Source organism: Williamsia sp. z71, assembly GCF_059553375.1.
Genome location: NZ_JCANWX010000006.1, coordinates 233,537 through 250,196, shown reverse-complemented (window position 1 = coordinate 250,196; position 16,660 = coordinate 233,537). Strand labels below are relative to the sequence as shown.

The following is a 16,660-nucleotide window of genomic DNA, read 5'->3' as shown; positions in this document are numbered from 1 at the left end:
CCACTTGCCGACATGAAGCTGACGCGTTCGAGCCGGGACGCGGCCACGCTTCCGGCTCGTCTCGCCGGATGGCTGTCGACGGTCCTCCCCGGCGGGGCCACCCCTGCGGTTGCCGTCGACAGCGGTATCGACAGCAACGGGATGTCCTCGGAGACAATCGTGCTCACCGCCACCTGGGAACAGGACGGCGCGACCATCGAGCGTCGATATGTGGCGCGGGTGACCCCGGCCGACGAAGACGTGCCCGTCTTTCCGGAGTATCGCCTCGACCACCAATTCGAGGTCATGCGACTGGTGGGGGAGTTGACAGACATCCCGGTTCCGCAAGTGCGCTGGATGGAACCCACCGGTGAGGTGCTCGGCACGCCGTTCTTCCTGATGGACCACGTCGACGGCAGCGTGCCACCGGATGTGATGCCGTATACGTTCGGCGACAACTGGTTCCACGATGCCTCGACTTCACAGCAGCGCGTGGTGCAGGACTCGACGGTGGCCGTCATCGCGGAGTTGCACTCGATTCCGGATCCAGAGAACACCTTCGGCTTCCTGGCTGAGCGCACCGTGGGGGACAGCGCCCTGCGCCGCAACGTGAACTGGTGCAGATCCTGGTATGAGTTCGCTGCCGCCGACATCGGCCGCTCACCGTTGCTGGACCGGGCATTCGACTGGCTCGAAGCGCACTGGCCCACCGAAGCCGCCGAGGCGCAGCCGGTTCTGTTGTGGGGCGACGCGCGACTGGGCAACACGCTGTATCGCGATTTCCGGCCGGTGGCCGTACTCGACTGGGAGATGACGACCCTCGGTCCACGCGAGCTGGATATCGCATGGATGATATTTGCGCACAATGTGTTTCAGCACATCGCCACCACGCTGGGACTTCCCGGGATGCCGGACGCGCTGACCGAACGTGACGTCGTCGCGACGTACACCGAACTGACCGGTGTGGCGGTGGGCGACCTTCACTGGTTCTACGCGTACGCCGCGGTGATCTGGGGGTGTGTGTTCATGCGGACCGGGGCCCGACAGGTTCACTTCGGCGAGATCGAGATGCCCGACGAGATCGATGGACTGTTTCATCATCGGGCACTCCTCGAACAACTCATCAGTGCCGGCAAAGGGGATGTGCAGTGATCGGACCGCTCGACGAGTACCCCATTCATCAGACGCCTCTACCCATCGGACTCGTCGACTCGAGTGATCGAAACTTCTATGACCGCAGCTACTTTAATGCCCACAACCGGACCGGCGACATATTTGTGATCACCGGTGCGGGTTATTACCCGAATCTTGGCACCAAGGATGCTTTTGTGTTGGTGCGGCGAGGTGATGTGCAGACCGCGGTCCACCTCGGTGACGCCATCGACTCCGACCGGCTGAACCAGCAGGTGAACGGCTATCGGATCGAGGTGGTCGAGCCGCTGCGGACGGTGCGTCTGATCCTCGAACCCACCGAGGGCATCGCCATGGACATGACGTGGCAGGGTTCCTTCGACGTTCTGCAGGAGCAACCGCACATCATGCGTACCGGAAGCCGAATCACCTTGCAGGCGCAGCGGTTTGCCCAGGTGGGTACGTGGAGTGGCACGCTGTCGATCGACGGCACCGACATCGTCGTCGATCCGTCGACGTGGGTTGGCACGCGTGACCGGTCCTGGGGTATCCGGCCGGTCGGGGAGCCGGAACCGGCGGGCCGCCCGGCCGATCCGCCTTTTGAAGGTCTGTGGTGGCTCTACGTACCGATGCGCTTCGATGACTTTGCGATCGTTCTGATCATGCAGGAAGAGCCGACCGGATACCGGATTCTCAACGATTGCACCAGGGTGTGGTCCGATGGCCGGATCGAGCAACTCGGCTGGCCGCGGGTGACCATCCGATACGCCTCCGGCACGCGGATCCCCACCGGGGCCACCATCGAATGCACCACGCCCGACGGATCGCCGCTGGTCCTCGACATCGAATCGCGGCTGGCAGTCCCGATCCACGTCGGCGGTGGCTATGGTGGTGACCCCGACTGGATCCATGGCACCTGGCACGGGGAGAAGTTCGTCGAACGGGTCAGCTATGACATCAATGACCCCGCGGTTGCCGGTCGAGTGATGTTCGGGGTCATCGACCACGTCGGACGGGCCGTGTGCACCGGCCCCGGGGCTGACGGGGTCGAGGGGTTCGGACTGTTCGAACATGGGGCACTGGGACGGCACGACCCTTCTGGATTCGCCGATTGGCTGACCCTGGCGCCCTGACCGTCTCGCTGGTCAACGCGCCGGTGGTGAACCGGCGTTGATCCGTTTCCCGATCGCCGCGAGTTGGCGGATCTGAGCTCGACTGAGGCGATCGATGACCAGCGAGCGAACGTTGGCGGCGTATCCGGGGGCGGTGTCGACCACCTTGTCCCAACCGGCTTCGGTGAGAACGGCATTGGTGAATCGACCGTCCTCCGGGCAGGGGAAGCGTCTGACCCACTCGCGCTTTTCCAGCCGGGTGACCACATGGGACAACCGGGACAGTGAGCCGTAGGACATCTCGGCCAGCGTGCTCATGCGAAGGGTGCGGTCCGGTGCCTCGGACAAGGCCGAGAGCACCTCGTATTCGAAATGGGTCAGCTGGGCGTCGCGCAGCAACTGCGCGTCGAGCGCATGGGGTAGGCGTGCCAGCGCGATCGCCACCTGAATCCAGGCGTCCATTTCCTCGTCGTCGAGCCAGTTCGGCTCCGGACCGCTGTTCATCGTCGAAGTCTATTACGGCTCGCGATACTTGACGCATCACTTGACGCATCAACTAGTTTTTACGTAGCCTTTACTTGATACCTCAAGTTGACCTCGCACATTAAGGCAGTTCAGAGAATGAGTAACCCCATCGTTCGTAGCGCCGGCATCCTCGGTGCCCGCATCGGTCTCGGCATCGTCTTTTTGGCGCATGGACTTCAGAAGTTCCAGCAAAACGGTTGGGCCGGACCGAAAGCCGGCTTCGAGATGATGGATGTGCCGTTCGCCCCGGTGTCGGCCTTTCTGGTGACCTGGCTCGAGATCGTCGGCGGCATCGCCCTGATCGCCGGGGTCCTGACGCCGATCGTCGGTGCGCTGCTGTTCCTCACCATGCTGGGCGCGCTGTTCATCACGCATATCGACAACGGCATCTGGGCATCGGACGGTGGCTACGAGTTGGTCTTGTCGCTCGGGATGGGTGCGCTCCTGCTCGCTGTCGTGGGTGCCGGAAAGTTCAGTGTGGACGCAGTTCTGGGGACAAAGGTGCCGTGGCTTGCCGATGCCGGCAAGCGTTCGAACACCCGGGTCGGTGCAAACGCCTGACCCGGTCGGGGATTGATGCAGTCGTCAGCGCGTTGAGTGGGTAGCCTGACCCGGGTGGGGATACTGACGCCGCTGGCGGTCAAGATAGGCGCCGTCTCGTGGATGCCGAAAATGCTTCCGTTCATCGAGAAGTCGGACGTGCGTTTACAACGCGCCACGAAGGGGCGCGTGAGCGTGCTCGACATCGCCGGACTTCCGAACATCGTGTTGCGGGTGCCCGGGCGTAAGACCGGCACCATGCGCTCGACACCACTGCTGTGTGCCCTCAAGGACGACGGTTGGCTGATCGCGGGCTCGTACTTCGGGAATCCGGAGATGCCCAGCTGGGTGCTCAACCTCCGGGCCTGCGAGACGGCCGAGATCGTGCACCGCGGAAAAACGTTGAAGGTCAAGTGGCGAGAGGTCACCGGACCCGAGCGTGACGAGGTCTGGAAGATCCTGCTCGACACCTGGCCGAACTTCGCGATCTACGAAGAGCGGACGGAGCGATTGATCCCGGTGTTCTTCCTGAGTAGGGTGACCGCCGACTCGTAGGTCGGTGGGCAGGGGCGATCGCAGTGGACATCAACGAGGTGGCCGACGAACTGTACGGTCTGGAGCCCGGGGATTTTGTCGAGGTCCGCACGGCCCGGGCCAAAGAAGCCCGCGCTGCAGGCGACCGCGCGCTCGCCATCGAGATCACCGGCCTGCGTCGCCCGACCACCGTCGCGTGGATGGTCAACATCCTGTCCCGGGAGAACTCGGAGGATGTCGAGAATCTACTCGAACTCGGTGAGGCGATGCGGGAGGCCCAACGTCACCTCTCCGGGGACGACCTCCGGATGCTCACCACCCAGCGCCAGCAGGTGGTCCGGGCGTTGTCCCGGAAAGCCGGCGCGCTGGCATCCGATCGTGGACATCAGGCGAGTGAGACCGCGCTCCGTGAGGTCGGTCAATCCCTGCATGCGGCACTGGCCGATCCCGAGATCGGAGAACTCGTCCGGGCCGGTCGGTTGCTCTCCGCGGTCAGCTACAGCGGGATGGGGCCGGCGGGGTTGACCTTGGTGGGCGGCAGCGAAACCAAGCGACCGTCGACCCGCGCGCACAAGAAGGAGACGTCCGACGATGCTCTGGTGGCCGCCCGATCACAGCTCGCCGAGGCCGAAGAAGCCGAGCGCGCCGCGGTGTCGACGGCCAAGGATGCGGCGAAGGACGCCGATCGGGCCCAGGCAGCTGTTGACGACGCCGCGGCTCGAGTGGCGGAACTGCATGAGCAGCTGACCCAGGCCGAACAAGAACTCCAATTCGTCCGACGTGCCGAGCAGGCCGCGGCCGATCACGCCGCGGCGTCAGATCGGGATGCCGAGCAGCAGCGCGAACGGGTGGCAAAGATCCGCAAGAAAGTCGCGTCCCTCGAACCGGACACCAGGTGAGGACCCTCGGCTCCCACCGGATCCGCCCCGTCGGTCAACTGCGCTCGCCGATGTCGACGCGCTGCGCTCGTCGCTCCAGCCACTGAGCGATCACGCTGGAGCCGATGCCGTGGATCACCACGCTGGCCATCACCGTGACCGTCATGGCGTAGAGGGTGTCGTCGGCGATGGTGCCGTCGAGCGCATTGAACGCGAGTAGCCCGAAAACGATGGACGCCGTGCCGCGGGGGCCGAGCATGCCGATCACCAATCGATCGACGCGGCTCAGGTCTGTACCCATCAGCGACAGGTACACCGGCCCGATTCGCAGCACGGTCAGTGCGGCGAGACCGAGAATGATGAGCTGCCAGATGAATCCGAACTCGAACACCAGCACCGACGCGCAGCCGAACACGAACCACATGGTGAGCGCGGCGAGCGCACCCACATCATCGACGAGCGAGAGTTCTTCGTCGCGGGGCCCGTCCTTGCGGGCGGCCCTGTAGGCGATACCGCAGATGAACGCGGCAACAAAGCCATTCCCGTCCACCTGCTGTGCGCAACCGTAGGCGAAGAGCGGAAAGATGACGAGGCTGATCCTGATCGACTGTTCGGTGGCGAAGCCGCGGCCGAGGGACTGGTTGGTCGACCACGCGGCGACGAAGCCGACCGCGGCACCGACGACAACAGCCGTCAGCGCCGCGGGCAAGGCGGTCTCGAGTGCGTCCGCCGGGGACTGCGCGTGCGTGTGGTCACCGGCCAGGGTGAGGGCAAAGATGAAGAGCGGTGCGACGATTCCGTCGTTGTAACCGCTCTCGACATTCAGCAGGTGACGAACCCGAGGTGAGATGCGGTGGTCACGGACGATCGACGACGCCGGTGCCAGGTCGATGGGGATGATGATGCAAGCAATGAGCAGCAGGACGCCGATCGACAGACTCGGCAGCAACGCAACACCCAACAGCAGGGCCGCGGCGATCGACAGCGGCATCGCGATGAGCAACAACCGGAACGAGATTCGGCGTTCGCCGGCGAAGTAGCCGCCCTTGACCTCGGTTGCGTCGACGAACAACAACACCGCCAGGATCAGCTCGACAACACGTTCGGCGACAACGGTATCGAGCGCATTACCGATGTCGTTTCTGGTGGTCAGCCCGATCGCGAATCCGGCCATCACCATCAGGAACGCCCCGGATATCCGAAATCGTGCCAGGCGGCCGGCGATGAGGGACCAGCTGACGATCACCAGCATGGCGATCAGAATCGACGTCATCGTGTTGCCGGCTGTTCGGCCAATTCCCCGAGCACTCGGTGATCGTATATGCGGCCGCGGCCCGCTGCGACCAGACGTGGCCGGTCGCAGCGCGCGGTATTGGTTGTGCCGGTGCGCTGTTGGGTGTTCAGCTCATGGACTCAGTTGCCGGCGAGTTTGCCGATGTTGCCCGGGCAGTAGATCGGAACCGCGATGTTGATCATCGTGCGTGCCTTGGAATCGCTGAGCCCGGTGGCATCGGCGGTCGAGGAAATCGTGTCGTTCAGACTTGTCCCGTTGGTCAGCTCATCGCATACGGTCCGGGCAGCGGCGATCTGCTCATCGTTGTCGCCGAATGAGGCATCCTGCGATTTCAGCGCTTCGGCGTACGTCTTGTCCTGGACGTTTCCGCCGACTTCGGATGCACTGTCGATGGCCCGCTCTGCGCTGCTGCGCGCCTGTTGGGTTGCATCCTCGACCTCTTCACTGCTGCAGGCCGAAGCGAACACCAAGCAGCCGGCCAAGGAAACCAGGGCCACAAGCTTTTTCATATCGTCTCCGTTTCGTTGACGCTCTTGGCTGCAACGATATGCGATGAATCCGCCGGCCTGTCATCACCGGCCGGACTTGTCGCCGGGACCTGGCCGGAGCCCTCGGGGCCGGACTCAGGTGGGGTACGGCCGATCGCGGGCCGGGAGAGGAGTTCGACGGCGAGTACTGCCAGGACAGCGATGAGAATCGTCATCATGACCACCAGCCCCGAGGGGTAGTCCCAGAAGACCAGGACGATGATCGCGATCGCGATGATCGCGATGCGCAGTGGCAGGCGGAACTGCGCGGCATAGATCTCGACCCGGTGCGGGACGTGACCGCTCCCATGGCCCCGCGTTGCGTTCATCATCGTGCCGAATCCGCGCCGGATCGCAGCTGCCGATGCGGAGGAACCGGTGAGGTAGCCGATCAGGGCGATCGTGATACCCAGGACGGCCACCGCACGCAGACTGGTCCGCAGGGGCACCACCAGCGTGTCGAGGAGGACCGATGCGGCGTCGTCGGACATCACGTCGGGCGGTACCGCGTCGAGGTAGACGGCCCGCCCGATGCTGATCGAAATGGCCAGCAGGGCCATGGCGATGGCGATCACCACCCCGACCAAGGCGAACGCCCGTCGTCGAGATCCGCTGGGCGCGGCCCAGATGGCGGCGGCGGCAACGAGGAGGGTCACCCACGGCAGAATTGATGCGGCCTTGTCCAGGGCGGAGACGGCATTCTGTGCCTTGACCAGATCGGGCGACTGGAAGATCACAAACGACTTGTCGATGTCGGGGATGTCCGAGGCGAACGCGAATCCGCGGTCGATCAGTGCGGCCCGGACGTTGTCGATGACCGGCTTGAGCTCGATGCTGACGGTGCCGTCATCGTCGATCTGGACTGCCCTGGCATTGTCTCCGGTCAGGACCGCGACCAGATTCTCGTGGGCCCGCCGGTTGGCCGCGGTCCACAGGGTCTGGAACTGGTCTGAGGCGAGCAGCCGCTGCACTGTTTCATCGATGAACGATCGCGCCTGCTGAGTCAATACCGGAGCCAGACCGGTGACCGCGGGTGGAACATTCGGCGCGTTCTGGGTCAGCGCGTTGAGCGCATCGGTGGTGACCTTCTCGATATTGGCGCGTGTCATGATCTCATCGGTGATCTGGGCGGCCAATTCGTTGTGTAACACGGTGTTTTCCGCCAGGGGCGCCACCGTTTGGAGGTAGCGGTCGGTGTCGAGTACCTCGGCACGCGCATACCGCGCGAGAACTGCCGAGTACGCCAGAATCGCCACGAGCACCAGGAGTATCGCGGCCGCGGTCCAGCGCAGGCCCCGGTGTCCGCGCCGGGCCGTTGCGCGACCGGCGGGTGCGTTCGACACCTCGGCGAGTTCGCGGCGCAGCCGCAGGAGTTCAGCGCGTTCGGAGTCGTCGAGTGGTTCGTCGGTGCTGGTCGAGTCCATGATCGCGCCTCATCTCGTGGGTGGCTGCACGGCAGCGCACGCAGATCAGTGCACCGATCATCGACGCGCCGGCCATCAGCGTAAACCCGCTGTCCGGGGCCGGAGTGCGTCACGATGGAAGTTCACCCGTGGGAGGTGAGAACCAGGTGGCGAGGTGATGACAGATGACCGATGATCGGGATCGCGACCCGGCCGGCCGGGCGCGGCAGGCCCGCCCTCGCGATGCACTGGGCCGGCCGTTGCCCTACGGGGCGGTCGGTGTGGAGCCGGTGTCGGAGGAGCCGCTGCCGCCGGCAGAAACCATCGCCGCTGCCACCGCACTCCTTCGTCAGGGCCGGCCGTTCTCGGCGCACGAGGTGTACGAGGTGCGCTGGAAGAGCTGCCCCGAAACCGAAAAGGACCTCTGGCAGGGGCTCGCTCAGCTTTGTGTGGCGCTGACCCACCAGGCCCGAGGTAATCATCGCGGTGCGATGCGGCTGCTCGACCGCGCGACCGCACGGCTGTCCGCCTACGCGCACACCTCGGGACCGACGTATGGACTCGACCTCGACGAGGAGATCAGCGGAGCACGTCAGCAGATTTCCGGGAGCCGGTGACCTGCGATCTCGGTGTGCCCCGCAGGGTTTTGCCGAGATTGGTCCGCAATGTGGTCGCCGAGTCGAGCAGGTAATTCTGCCGGACTTTCCACGGACTGCGGTCGCCTTGGCGCGGGAACGAATCGATCGATCGCTGGACGTATCCCGAGGCCAGATCGAGCAGGGGGCGCTCCTGGAGCGAAGGGTCAGGTTCGGGGACCACCGCGGCGTAGTCGTTGCGGTCCATGAAGTTCAGCACCTTGCAGACCAGTCGATTGATCAGGTCGGCCCGCAGGGTCCACGACGCATTGGTGTAACCGATGCAGATGGCGAAGTTGGGGATGCCCGTGATCATCGCGCCCTGCCAGACGAACTGCTTCGACAGCTCGACCTGTTGACCGTCGACTCGGAGTTCGAGGCCACCGAAGGCCAGCAGTTCGAGACCGGTGGCGGTGACGATCACATCTGCCGGCAGCGTCCGGCCGGATTCGAGGCGAATGCCTTCCGGGAGGACGGATTCGATGCGGTCGGTGACGATCTCGGCGTCGCCCTTCTTCATCGCCTTGAACAGATCCGCGTTGGGAATGGCGCACAATCGTTGGTCCCACGGGTCGTATGACGGAGTCAGGTGCTCGGCCACCACGTCGGCATCGCCGAGAATTTTCGTGCTCAGCTTGGTCAGCATTGCGCGGGCGGCCTGCGGTCGTCGCTGACAGAATTGGTAGACACCGATACTGAACAGAATGTACTTCGTACGGATGAGTCGATGCGCGGCGTGTGCGGGCAGTAGGGCGCGGAGCCGGTCGGCGATCTTGTCGCGGCTGGGAACGGCGCTGATCCAAGTGGGTGAGCGTTGCAGCATCGTCACGTGCGCGGCAGTCGGGGCCATCGCCGGCACAAGTGTCACCGCGGTGGCCCCGCTGCCGATGATCACGACCTGCTTGTCGGCATAGTCGAGGTCCTCGGGCCAGAACTGTGGGTGGACAACGGATCCGGCGAAGGTGTCGAGACCAGGGATGTCCGGTGAATGTCCGTGGTCATAGTTGTAGTAACCCGCGCAGGAGTACAGGAACCGGCAGCGGATGGTCTGCTCGAGAACCGACCCGTCCGCGCTACGGGTGTGGATGGTCAGTGTCCACAGCGCGTCGGCGGTCGAGAAGTCGGCGGCGACAATCTTTGTGCGGTAACGGATCTTGTCGTCGATGCCGAACTCGGCTGCCGTCTCCCGGATGTATCGCAGGATCGAGGGACCATCGGCGATCGTCTTCGCGTCGCGCCACGGGCGGAACTGGTATCCGAGGGTGAACATGTCGGAGTCCGAACGTACGCCCGGATACCGGAACAGATCCCAGGTACCGCCCATGACATCGCGTGCTTCGAGGATCGCGTACGACAGGTCGGGGCATTCGGTTTGCAGGCGGTACGCTGCCCCGATCCCGGACAACCCGGCTCCCATGATCACGACATCGAGATCCGCTTCTGGTTCGGTGGGCGTGGACTCGCCCTTGCGTGAGATCGACATGTATCCAGTCTCCGTACTACCGCAGCGCGGCATCATTTGATTCTGTGTGACAACTACAGCGCAGATTTCGCCCGCTTGGCCAGATCAACCGTCGCCATCCGCAGGTCGGCCGCTGTGGTGATTGGTTCCGAGTAGCCCACCCGCGTGTAGGCGATTCCGCGAGGTGTGACCACGCGGAGGTCGAGGCCGTAGCGATCGGCGCCGGTGCAGGCGGCCTCGGTGGTGTCGGGGAATCCGCCCAGTCCCTGTGCCATCTCGACCAGGGAGTCGGCGTGATCGTTGTTCAGGTGTTCGATGGCGCGCGCGGCCCCTGGGGTCACCGGATCGGGCGTGGCGGCCAGGTAGGCCTCGGCAGTCGCCGAGTCCATCCGTCCGTATCCGCCGACCCACCGGACGCGCTCGACCCGTAGGATCCAGAGGGCAAAATCGCTGTAGTCCACGTAGTACTTCGCAGCCGGAACCGCTGCCAGATGCGCCTCACGAGCGGCGGCATACTCATCGCCGGTCGGCCGTTCGACATGTCCTGCCAGAGTGATCCGCGCGCTCGCCAGCGGATCTGATGCGGCATTGGGTGCGACGATGGCGATACTTGCGCGCGGGTTGCCCGCCAGATTCCGGCCGTGTTCGGCCATGTTCGACACGCACAGGACCGGCGCGCCACCGAGTAGTCCATAGGTGACAAACGAGGCCCACGGGTCGCCCTCGGCGGTCAGGCTGGCGAGCGTTCCGGCATTGGTCGAGGCGGCAATCGTCTGCGCTTCTTCGGCCGCCGACGGTCGCGTCGAATCGGCGACCTCGGTCAGTGGGGCCGGAACGGAGGGGGCATCGCCGGGGTCGCCGTGATCGAGAGTCATGTGCGAATCCTACGTGGCGCACATCCGGTCGACCGGGCGCTCGAGCCGTCGATGATAGGAATGGTCGATGAGTTCAGAGCAGTCACCATCCCTGCGGTCGGTCATCGTGGTGACCACCGAGGATGTCGATGCGAGCCGCCGGGCCTACCGACGGCTCCTCGGGGTCGACGAGGGCGCCCCACTGACAGTGGACAACGCACACATCGAATTGCGTGAGGGCAGTCCGAAGAGCAGGCCACATCGGGCGTTGTTCGGCACCGACGACTTCGCTGCCACCACCCGGTTGCTCGGCCGCCGTGGGCTCGCGCTCACCGAGACCGCGCCGGGACGTGCCGAGGCCGCCACCGAATCGTCGGTCGGGGTGATCGAGGCTGCCCGGGGTGTGTCGGCCGCCGGTTCGGAACTATCCGCCGTCGACCACCTCGTGTTCAATGCGGCGGTCCGCGACAGTGCGGTGGCGCTGTTCGGCGCGACCCTCGGCATGGACTTCCGGTTGGAGCAGTCGATCCACGACAGCATTCACCAGCTCTTCTTCCGTGCCTCGAATGTGGTCGTGGAAGTCGTTGTCGGACAGGGTGATCCGTCTTCGACGAAGACAGCTGCCGCGACGACCCTGTGGGGTATCGCCTGGCGTTCAGTCGACATCGACGTGACGTACCGCAGGCTGGTTGCCGCCGATGTGGACGTGAGCGAGATGCGGGCCGGTCGCAAGCCCGGCACCCGCGTCTTCTCCGTCCGTGATCGCGCGCTGGGCCTGCCGACCCTCGTCATCGACTGACCCGCAAACGCGCAAACGAGCCGGAAATACGAAGACGAGCCACATATTTGTGGCTCGTCTTCGTATTTGTGGCTCGTTTGGAGAGGGGGGTTACAGCGAGAGGACCGATGCGGCAGCGGTTCCCGGTGCGCCGTACACCTGGGCGTAGCCGACCTTCGGGTTGCCGGGCACCTGGCGGTCGCCGGCCTGTCCGCGCAGCTGGAGCACGAGTTCGTGCACCTGGCGGATTCCGGAGGCCCCGATCGGTTCACCATTGGCGATCAGTCCGCCGTCGGTGTTGACCGGCATCGATCCGCCGATCTCGGTGGCGCCCTCGGCGATCAATTTCTCCTGATCGCCGTCGGCGCAGAAGCCGTTCTCTGCCATGTGGATGATCTCGGCGCCGGCGTCGGTGTCCTGCAGCTGCATGACGTCGACATCCTCGGGTCCGATGCCGGCCATCTCGTAGGCGGCCTTGGAGGCGTAGACGGTCGGCGAGACATCCTCATCGACCGCGGCCCAGGTGGCGTGCACCTCGTACGCACCATAGGTGCGGGTGCGGATCGCGGTCGACTTCAGGAACACCGGCTTCTGGGTGAAGCGGGCAGCGAGGTCGCCGCGGCACATGATGACTGCGGCGGCACCCTCATCGGGGGCGCAGAACATGTAATGCGTCAGCGGGTAGTTGAGCATCTGGGCGCCCAGGATGTCTTCTTCGCTGATCGGCGTGCGGCGGAAGGCCTTTGGGTTGAGCCCACCGTTGCGGTAGTTCTTGGCCGCGACCTTGGCCAGCGTCTCGACGGAGATGTCGTGATCGCGGATGTACCGGCTGATCTTCATCCCGAAGAACTGCGTGGTGACGAACTGACCGTTCTCGGCGTACCAGGCGGGCAGTCCGAGCATCGCCGGATCCGCGGTGAAGGCGCCGCGCGGGTGCTTGTCGGTACCGACGGCAATGCCGATGTCGTACTTGCCCGAACGGATTCCGTCCGCGGTCTGCTCGATCGCGCTGGCGGAGGTGGCGCAGGCGTTGAACACGTTGGTGAAGGGGATGCCGGTCAGGCCGACGAGCCTGGTGACCGCGTCGGTGTTGTCGACTTCGTAGCTACCGCCGATACCGAACTGGATGTCCTTCCACTCGGCACCGGCGTCGGCGAGCGCGAGTTGGATTGCGTCCGCGGCCATTTCGATGGCCGACTTGGTACCGAATCGGCCAAATGGGTGAAGACCCACGCCGATGATCGCAACGTCGTTCATATTCGGTCTCCTCGCTCAGCTGTTCTCTGACACCGGCGCGAACGCCCAGGTGATGATCTCGGTGCCGTCTTCTTCGGTGTAGAAGGGGATGAAGGTGAGTTCGACGTCCGTGATGGCCGCGAGCTTCTCCGGATCCGCTTCGGTCAGACGTGCTTCGACCCGAACCACGTCGTCGAGCTGGATGAGACCGACACCAAAGGTCTCGAACGTTGCTGCCGTCTCGCCACCGGCGTACGGAAGTTTCGGAACAAATCCCTGGGTGGTGAAGGCGATCAACTTGCCGCGCCGGGGCAATAGGAGATCCGACATATCCGGGCCGCTGCACCGCGGGCAACGATCCTGGCGGGGCCAGGTCGTCGCGGCGCAGGCATCGCATTTGCTGCCGATGAGCTGCGGGTTCTCCGCGGGCCAGGTGGAAACGTCGGGCGCGAGCGCCTTCGTCGTCATGAGCCATCCTCCGAGTTCTGGTGCCCCACGATGAGTCCAGAGGGACCTGCGGCACGTCGTTCACAATAACCGGAAATGCCATTCTCGTAAAGGAAAGGCGCATAATCGCAGGCTGTGTCGCGCGGCGTGTCGCCGTTCGCAGGTAGTCCCTCGATCGATCTTCCTACCCGGTGTCTCATCTGAGAGGCGTATTGCCAGTATTCGGAATTCGCGGTTTCGTCGGCACGATGGTGTGTACGTTCTCGCACGTACTTCCACCGATCAACCAAAGGACAATCGATTGTCTCGAACACTCGCCGGCGTCTACCGCCGCAACACCGGTTTTGCCATCACCCTTGCGGTCGCCGGTTCGCTGGTCCTGTTCGGCTCGCCGTCGGCGGTCGCTGCCCCCGTTGCTGATCCGCTCGGCGGTCTCGGTTTTGGTTCATCGCAGGGCCCATCGATTCCGGCAACGCCTGTGCTGGCCTCCGTGGACAACTTCCGTGACATCGCAGGCCCGGCCGACGGATACCAGGGGTTCGGCGGTGTGCACCTCAACCGGGGTGTCATCTACCGTTCGAATGCACTGGTGGCCAATGAATCCGACCTGGCGATACTTGGCAACCTGGGTATCACGAAGGTCTATGACCTGCGAACGGCAGCGGAGATCGAGGGCAAAGAAGACCGCTTGCCGGCCGGTGCCACGCGGACCTGGTTGCCGACCCTGGCGGGCGACATGCTGAGCCAGGTGGCTCAGCTGAAGACTCCCGCGGACTCGGTTGCCTTCATGCAGGAGATGAATCGACTGTTCGTGAGCGACGCCGAGGTCAGGAAGAGCTTCACGGCGCTGTTCGAAGGGCTGGCGTCGACACCGGGAGCACAGGTCATTCATTGCACTGCCGGTAAGGACCGCACGGGCTGGGCGACCGCTGTCCTGCAGAGTCTGGTCGGGGTCTCGCCGAAGACGATCATGTCCGATTACCTGCTGACCAACCAGTATTCGGCGGCATCGATCAATCGCCAGCTCGCTGGCGTCGAGGCAGCGCGTGGCCCGGAAGCGGTCGCGCTCTATTCACCGCTCCTGCATGTCGACGCGAGCTACCTGCAGGCAGGTCTGGCTCAGCTCCAGGCCGATTACGGATCGGTGCACAATTATCTGCTCACCGGACTCGGGTTGAGTCCGGCGACCATCGCCGCGCTGGTCGCCAAGCTCGTCGGCTGACCGGAGTCGAAACAACCAGCCGGTGCCGGCGGTGGCCTCCGGTCGCCCCGGCCGGCACCGGCTGGACGACCTACCAGTGAACGCCCCCGAGCACGCGGGCCAGGATCAGTTGCTCGGATTCGCGTCGACCCGCGTCGTCGCCGCGAGCAGCATCTGAATCAGGGAAGACCTGGTAGGCCAGGTTCAAGACGCGGAACGCGAGCTTGGGGGTCAGGGTGTGTGCGAGTGCACCGAGGTTGCCGATCTTCGTGTTGATCTCGTGTGGCCGCTCGACCAGGGCCGAGATGACCTTGCCGGCCGCCTGGCCCGGGCTGATCGTCGGGAACCGATCGTAGATCTTGGTCGGCGCGATCATGGGTGTCCGGACCAGGGGCATGTGAATGCTGGTGAACGAGATCCCGTCACCGAACAATTCCGATGAGACCACATTGGACCAGGAATCGAGGGCGGCCTTGGAGGCGACGTAGGCGCTGAATCGAGGCGGGTTCGTCTGGACACCGATGGATGAGACGTTGACGATGTGACCTCGGCCCTGTTGACGCATCGTCGGGAGCAACCCGATGACCAGCCTGATGGCGCCGAAGTAGTTGAGTTGCATCGTTCTTTCGAAGTCGTGGAAGCGATCCTCGGACAACTTCAGTGACCGGCGGATCGATCTGCCCGCATTGTTGACGACGAAGTCGATCCGCTCGAAATCCAGGCTCAGCTGTTTGGTGAGGGCGTCGATGGCGTCGAGGTCCGACAGGTCGCAGCCGTATACGTGCGCGGTTCCGCCCTGACTTTCGATGAGATCTCTGGTGGCCTCGAGCTTCTCGACCCCGCGAGCGATCAGAATCGGGATCGCGCCGGCCTTGGCGACTTTGACGGCGGTCACCAGACCGATACCCGATGACGCCCCGGTGATCACCACGGTCCGCCCGGCCAGTGCGTCGACGGTGCGGCGGTCGGAGACGATCGAATCGTCGAGGAATTGCTCCCAGTAGGCCCACAACTCCGACGCATACGAATCGAGTTGAGGCACTGCGATACCGGAACCGGCCAGCGCTTCCATCGTGCGGGCAGAGCTGTACACCGCCGGAAAAGACACGTGGGCCAATACTTCTGGCGGAATCCCGAGCCTCCCGACGGTCCCGCGCAACGCCGACTGGACAACGCCGAGGCGAAGCGCACCGGTGAATATCTCGACCGGCTGCAGCGCTCGGGGCAGAAGCTGGGTCGGGAGCCGATCGGTGACCGACCTGTCGATGGGTAGAGCGAACTGCGGTGCTTTCGCCGCGGCGCTGAAGCTGTTGACCATGCGCACGGTGTTCTGCGGTTCGGGGTTGGTCAAATGGAACGCCTGCCCGTCGAGCTCGGGCACGTGAGCGAGGTGGTCCATGGCGCGGGCGACGTAGTCGACAGGCACCAGGTTGGTGTCTCCGAGGTCGATCGCGAGCAGGGGGACACCGGCGGACAACAGGTCGCGAATCCGTTTGATCGCCGGAAAGAAGTAGTAGGGACCGTCGATCTTGTCCATCTCGCCGGTCTCGGAATGCCCGACCACGATGGACGGCCGGTAGACCCGCCATGGAACGGATGGCTGGTCGCGGACCATTCGCTCCGACTCGAACTTCGTACGGTGGTAGGCAGATGGCAGACCCTGGCCCTCGTCGAACATCGTCTCGTCGAAGATGCCCTTGTGATCTCCGGAGGCCGCGACCGACGAAACATGATGGAAGCAGCCGACTTCGAGTGCATCTGCCAAGGACAGAGCGGCCCCGGTGCCGCCGACGTTGAGCGATTCGTTGGTCTCGTCGGAGGCGGTCATGTCGTAGATGGCCGCGAGGTGGAAGAAGTGGTCGATCGTGCCCCGATGCTCATCGATCCACTCCGCGTCGACACCGAGTCGGGCCTCTTGCAGATCGCCGACCACCGGGATCACCCGGTCGGTGTCCCAGATTCGGATCTGCCGGTCGAGTGTGGCCCGTGATCGTTTGCGTACCAGGACGAAGACGGTCCCGGCACGATTGTCGAGGAGTTGCCCGACAAGATGCCGACCGATGAACCCGGTTGCGCCGGTGACGAAGTAGGCCACGGGACCAGCGTAAGTCCACAAATGGCACA

The 16,660-nt window shown here is 64.3% G+C and carries 17 protein-coding genes; 8 read left to right on the top strand and 9 right to left on the bottom strand.

Annotated elements, in window-relative coordinates; all coding sequences use genetic code 11:
• The first annotated feature begins 12 nt into the window (after positions 1 to 12).
• Entirely contained in the window at positions 13 to 1,131 is a 1,119-nt protein-coding gene (locus tag AC51GR_RS16350; protein ID WP_496325886.1) for a phosphotransferase family protein, read from the top strand.
• Positions 1,128 to 2,243, top strand: a complete 1,116-nt coding sequence (locus tag AC51GR_RS16345) for an Rv3169 family protein (RefSeq protein ID WP_496325682.1) — start codon at positions 1,128 to 1,130, stop codon at positions 2,241 to 2,243. The genes AC51GR_RS16350 and AC51GR_RS16345 overlap by 4 nt, the downstream gene beginning before the upstream one ends.
• A gap of 12 nt (positions 2,244 to 2,255) precedes the next feature.
• On the opposite strand, the gene AC51GR_RS16340 is transcribed toward AC51GR_RS16345, so the two are convergent.
• Entirely contained in the window at positions 2,256 to 2,726 is a 471-nt protein-coding gene (locus AC51GR_RS16340; RefSeq protein ID WP_496325681.1) for a MarR family winged helix-turn-helix transcriptional regulator, read from the bottom strand.
• 117 nt (positions 2,727 to 2,843) lie between these two features.
• Here AC51GR_RS16340 and AC51GR_RS16335 point away from each other — a divergent pair, with 117 nt between their 5' ends.
• The 3 genes from AC51GR_RS16335 to AC51GR_RS16325 are packed head-to-tail and all read left to right on the top strand — an operon-like array spanning position 2,844 to position 4,720.
• On the top strand, positions 2,844 to 3,308 hold the full coding sequence (locus tag AC51GR_RS16335) for a DoxX family protein (protein WP_496325680.1): 465 nt from the start codon (positions 2,844 to 2,846) through the stop codon (positions 3,306 to 3,308).
• A gap of 54 nt (positions 3,309 to 3,362) precedes the next feature.
• Complete coding sequence (locus AC51GR_RS16330) at positions 3,363 to 3,842, top strand: nitroreductase/quinone reductase family protein (protein ID WP_496325679.1); 480 nt, start codon at positions 3,363 to 3,365, stop codon at positions 3,840 to 3,842.
• A gap of 23 nt (positions 3,843 to 3,865) precedes the next feature.
• Positions 3,866 to 4,720, top strand: a complete 855-nt coding sequence (locus tag AC51GR_RS16325; RefSeq protein ID WP_496325678.1) for a hypothetical protein — start codon at positions 3,866 to 3,868, stop codon at positions 4,718 to 4,720.
• Between the two features lie 34 nt (positions 4,721 to 4,754).
• On the opposite strand, the gene AC51GR_RS16320 is transcribed toward AC51GR_RS16325, so the two are convergent.
• From AC51GR_RS16320 to AC51GR_RS16310, 3 genes are all read right to left on the bottom strand, one after another.
• On the bottom strand, positions 4,755 to 5,972 hold the full coding sequence (locus AC51GR_RS16320) for a cation:proton antiporter domain-containing protein (protein WP_496325677.1): 1,218 nt from the start codon (positions 5,970 to 5,972) through the stop codon (positions 4,755 to 4,757).
• A 140-nt stretch (positions 5,973 to 6,112) separates the two neighbouring features.
• Positions 6,113 to 6,502 (bottom strand): DUF732 domain-containing protein, encoded by a 390-nt coding sequence (locus AC51GR_RS16315; RefSeq protein ID WP_496325676.1) that lies wholly within the window; start codon positions 6,500 to 6,502, stop codon positions 6,113 to 6,115.
• Positions 6,499 to 7,947: a hypothetical protein gene (locus AC51GR_RS16310; RefSeq protein WP_496325885.1), complete on the bottom strand. Its 1,449-nt coding sequence runs from the start codon at positions 7,945 to 7,947 to the stop codon at positions 6,499 to 6,501. The genes AC51GR_RS16315 and AC51GR_RS16310 overlap by 4 nt, the downstream gene beginning before the upstream one ends.
• A gap of 161 nt (positions 7,948 to 8,108) precedes the next feature.
• Here AC51GR_RS16310 and AC51GR_RS16305 point away from each other — a divergent pair, with 161 nt between their 5' ends.
• Complete coding sequence (locus tag AC51GR_RS16305; protein ID WP_496325675.1) at positions 8,109 to 8,540, top strand: DUF309 domain-containing protein; 432 nt, start codon at positions 8,109 to 8,111, stop codon at positions 8,538 to 8,540.
• On the opposite strand, the gene AC51GR_RS16300 is transcribed toward AC51GR_RS16305, so the two are convergent.
• Together AC51GR_RS16300 and AC51GR_RS16295 are read right to left on the bottom strand one after the other, a co-directional pair.
• Complete coding sequence (locus AC51GR_RS16300) at positions 8,503 to 10,041, bottom strand: flavin-containing monooxygenase (RefSeq protein WP_496325674.1); 1,539 nt, start codon at positions 10,039 to 10,041, stop codon at positions 8,503 to 8,505. The genes AC51GR_RS16305 and AC51GR_RS16300 overlap by 38 nt on opposite strands.
• Positions 10,042 to 10,094: 53 nt before the next feature.
• A complete protein-coding gene (locus AC51GR_RS16295) occupies positions 10,095 to 10,895 on the bottom strand; it encodes a HugZ family pyridoxamine 5'-phosphate oxidase (RefSeq protein WP_496325673.1) in 801 nt (266 codons plus the stop codon).
• A 67-nt stretch (positions 10,896 to 10,962) separates the two neighbouring features.
• Here AC51GR_RS16295 and AC51GR_RS16290 point away from each other — a divergent pair, with 67 nt between their 5' ends.
• Positions 10,963 to 11,673 carry a VOC family protein gene (locus tag AC51GR_RS16290; protein WP_496325672.1) on the top strand — a complete coding sequence of 237 codons (711 nt, stop codon included), beginning with the start codon at positions 10,963 to 10,965 and terminating at the stop codon, positions 11,671 to 11,673.
• A gap of 90 nt (positions 11,674 to 11,763) precedes the next feature.
• Here AC51GR_RS16290 and AC51GR_RS16285 read toward each other — a convergent pair whose 3' ends face one another.
• Positions 11,764 to 12,909 (bottom strand): thiolase family protein, encoded by a 1,146-nt coding sequence (locus tag AC51GR_RS16285; RefSeq protein WP_496325671.1) that lies wholly within the window; start codon positions 12,907 to 12,909, stop codon positions 11,764 to 11,766.
• A gap of 15 nt (positions 12,910 to 12,924) precedes the next feature.
• Complete coding sequence (locus AC51GR_RS16280; RefSeq protein WP_496325670.1) at positions 12,925 to 13,356, bottom strand: Zn-ribbon domain-containing OB-fold protein; 432 nt, start codon at positions 13,354 to 13,356, stop codon at positions 12,925 to 12,927.
• 280 nt (positions 13,357 to 13,636) lie between these two features.
• On the opposite strand from AC51GR_RS16280, the gene AC51GR_RS16275 reads away from it, so the two are divergent.
• Positions 13,637 to 14,557, top strand: coding sequence for a tyrosine-protein phosphatase (locus AC51GR_RS16275; protein WP_496325669.1), 921 nt, complete (start codon positions 13,637 to 13,639; stop codon positions 14,555 to 14,557).
• Positions 14,558 to 14,627: 70 nt separating this feature from the next.
• Here the strand turns inward: AC51GR_RS16275 and AC51GR_RS16270 are convergent, their stop codons facing one another.
• Positions 14,628 to 16,631 (bottom strand): SDR family oxidoreductase, encoded by a 2,004-nt coding sequence (locus tag AC51GR_RS16270; RefSeq protein WP_496325668.1) that lies wholly within the window; start codon positions 16,629 to 16,631, stop codon positions 14,628 to 14,630.
• Positions 16,632 to 16,660 lie beyond the last annotated feature (29 nt).

Bases quoted from the DNA above. Each gene is read 5' to 3' on its own strand.
- AC51GR_RS16335 (WP_496325680.1), top strand. From the start codon at position 2,844: ATGAGTAACCCCATCGTTCGTAGCGCCGGCATCCTCGGTGCCCGCATC.
- AC51GR_RS16285 (WP_496325671.1), bottom strand. From the start codon at position 12,909: ATGAACGACGTTGCGATCATCGGCGTGGGTCTTCACCCATTTGGCCGA.
- AC51GR_RS16295 (WP_496325673.1), bottom strand. From the start codon at position 10,895: ATGACTCTCGATCACGGCGACCCCGGCGATGCCCCCTCCGTTCCGGCC.
- AC51GR_RS16300 (WP_496325674.1), bottom strand. From the start codon at position 10,041: ATGTCGATCTCACGCAAGGGCGAGTCCACGCCCACCGAACCAGAAGCG.
- AC51GR_RS16280 (WP_496325670.1), bottom strand. From the start codon at position 13,356: ATGACGACGAAGGCGCTCGCGCCCGACGTTTCCACCTGGCCCGCGGAG.
- AC51GR_RS16290 (WP_496325672.1), top strand. From the start codon at position 10,963: ATGAGTTCAGAGCAGTCACCATCCCTGCGGTCGGTCATCGTGGTGACC.
- AC51GR_RS16350 (WP_496325886.1), top strand. From the start codon at position 13: ATGAAGCTGACGCGTTCGAGCCGGGACGCGGCCACGCTTCCGGCTCGT.
- AC51GR_RS16305 (WP_496325675.1), top strand. From the start codon at position 8,109: ATGACCGATGATCGGGATCGCGACCCGGCCGGCCGGGCGCGGCAGGCC.
- AC51GR_RS16320 (WP_496325677.1), bottom strand. From the start codon at position 5,972: ATGACGTCGATTCTGATCGCCATGCTGGTGATCGTCAGCTGGTCCCTC.
- AC51GR_RS16315 (WP_496325676.1), bottom strand. From the start codon at position 6,502: ATGAAAAAGCTTGTGGCCCTGGTTTCCTTGGCCGGCTGCTTGGTGTTC.
- AC51GR_RS16340 (WP_496325681.1), bottom strand. From the start codon at position 2,726: ATGAACAGCGGTCCGGAGCCGAACTGGCTCGACGACGAGGAAATGGAC.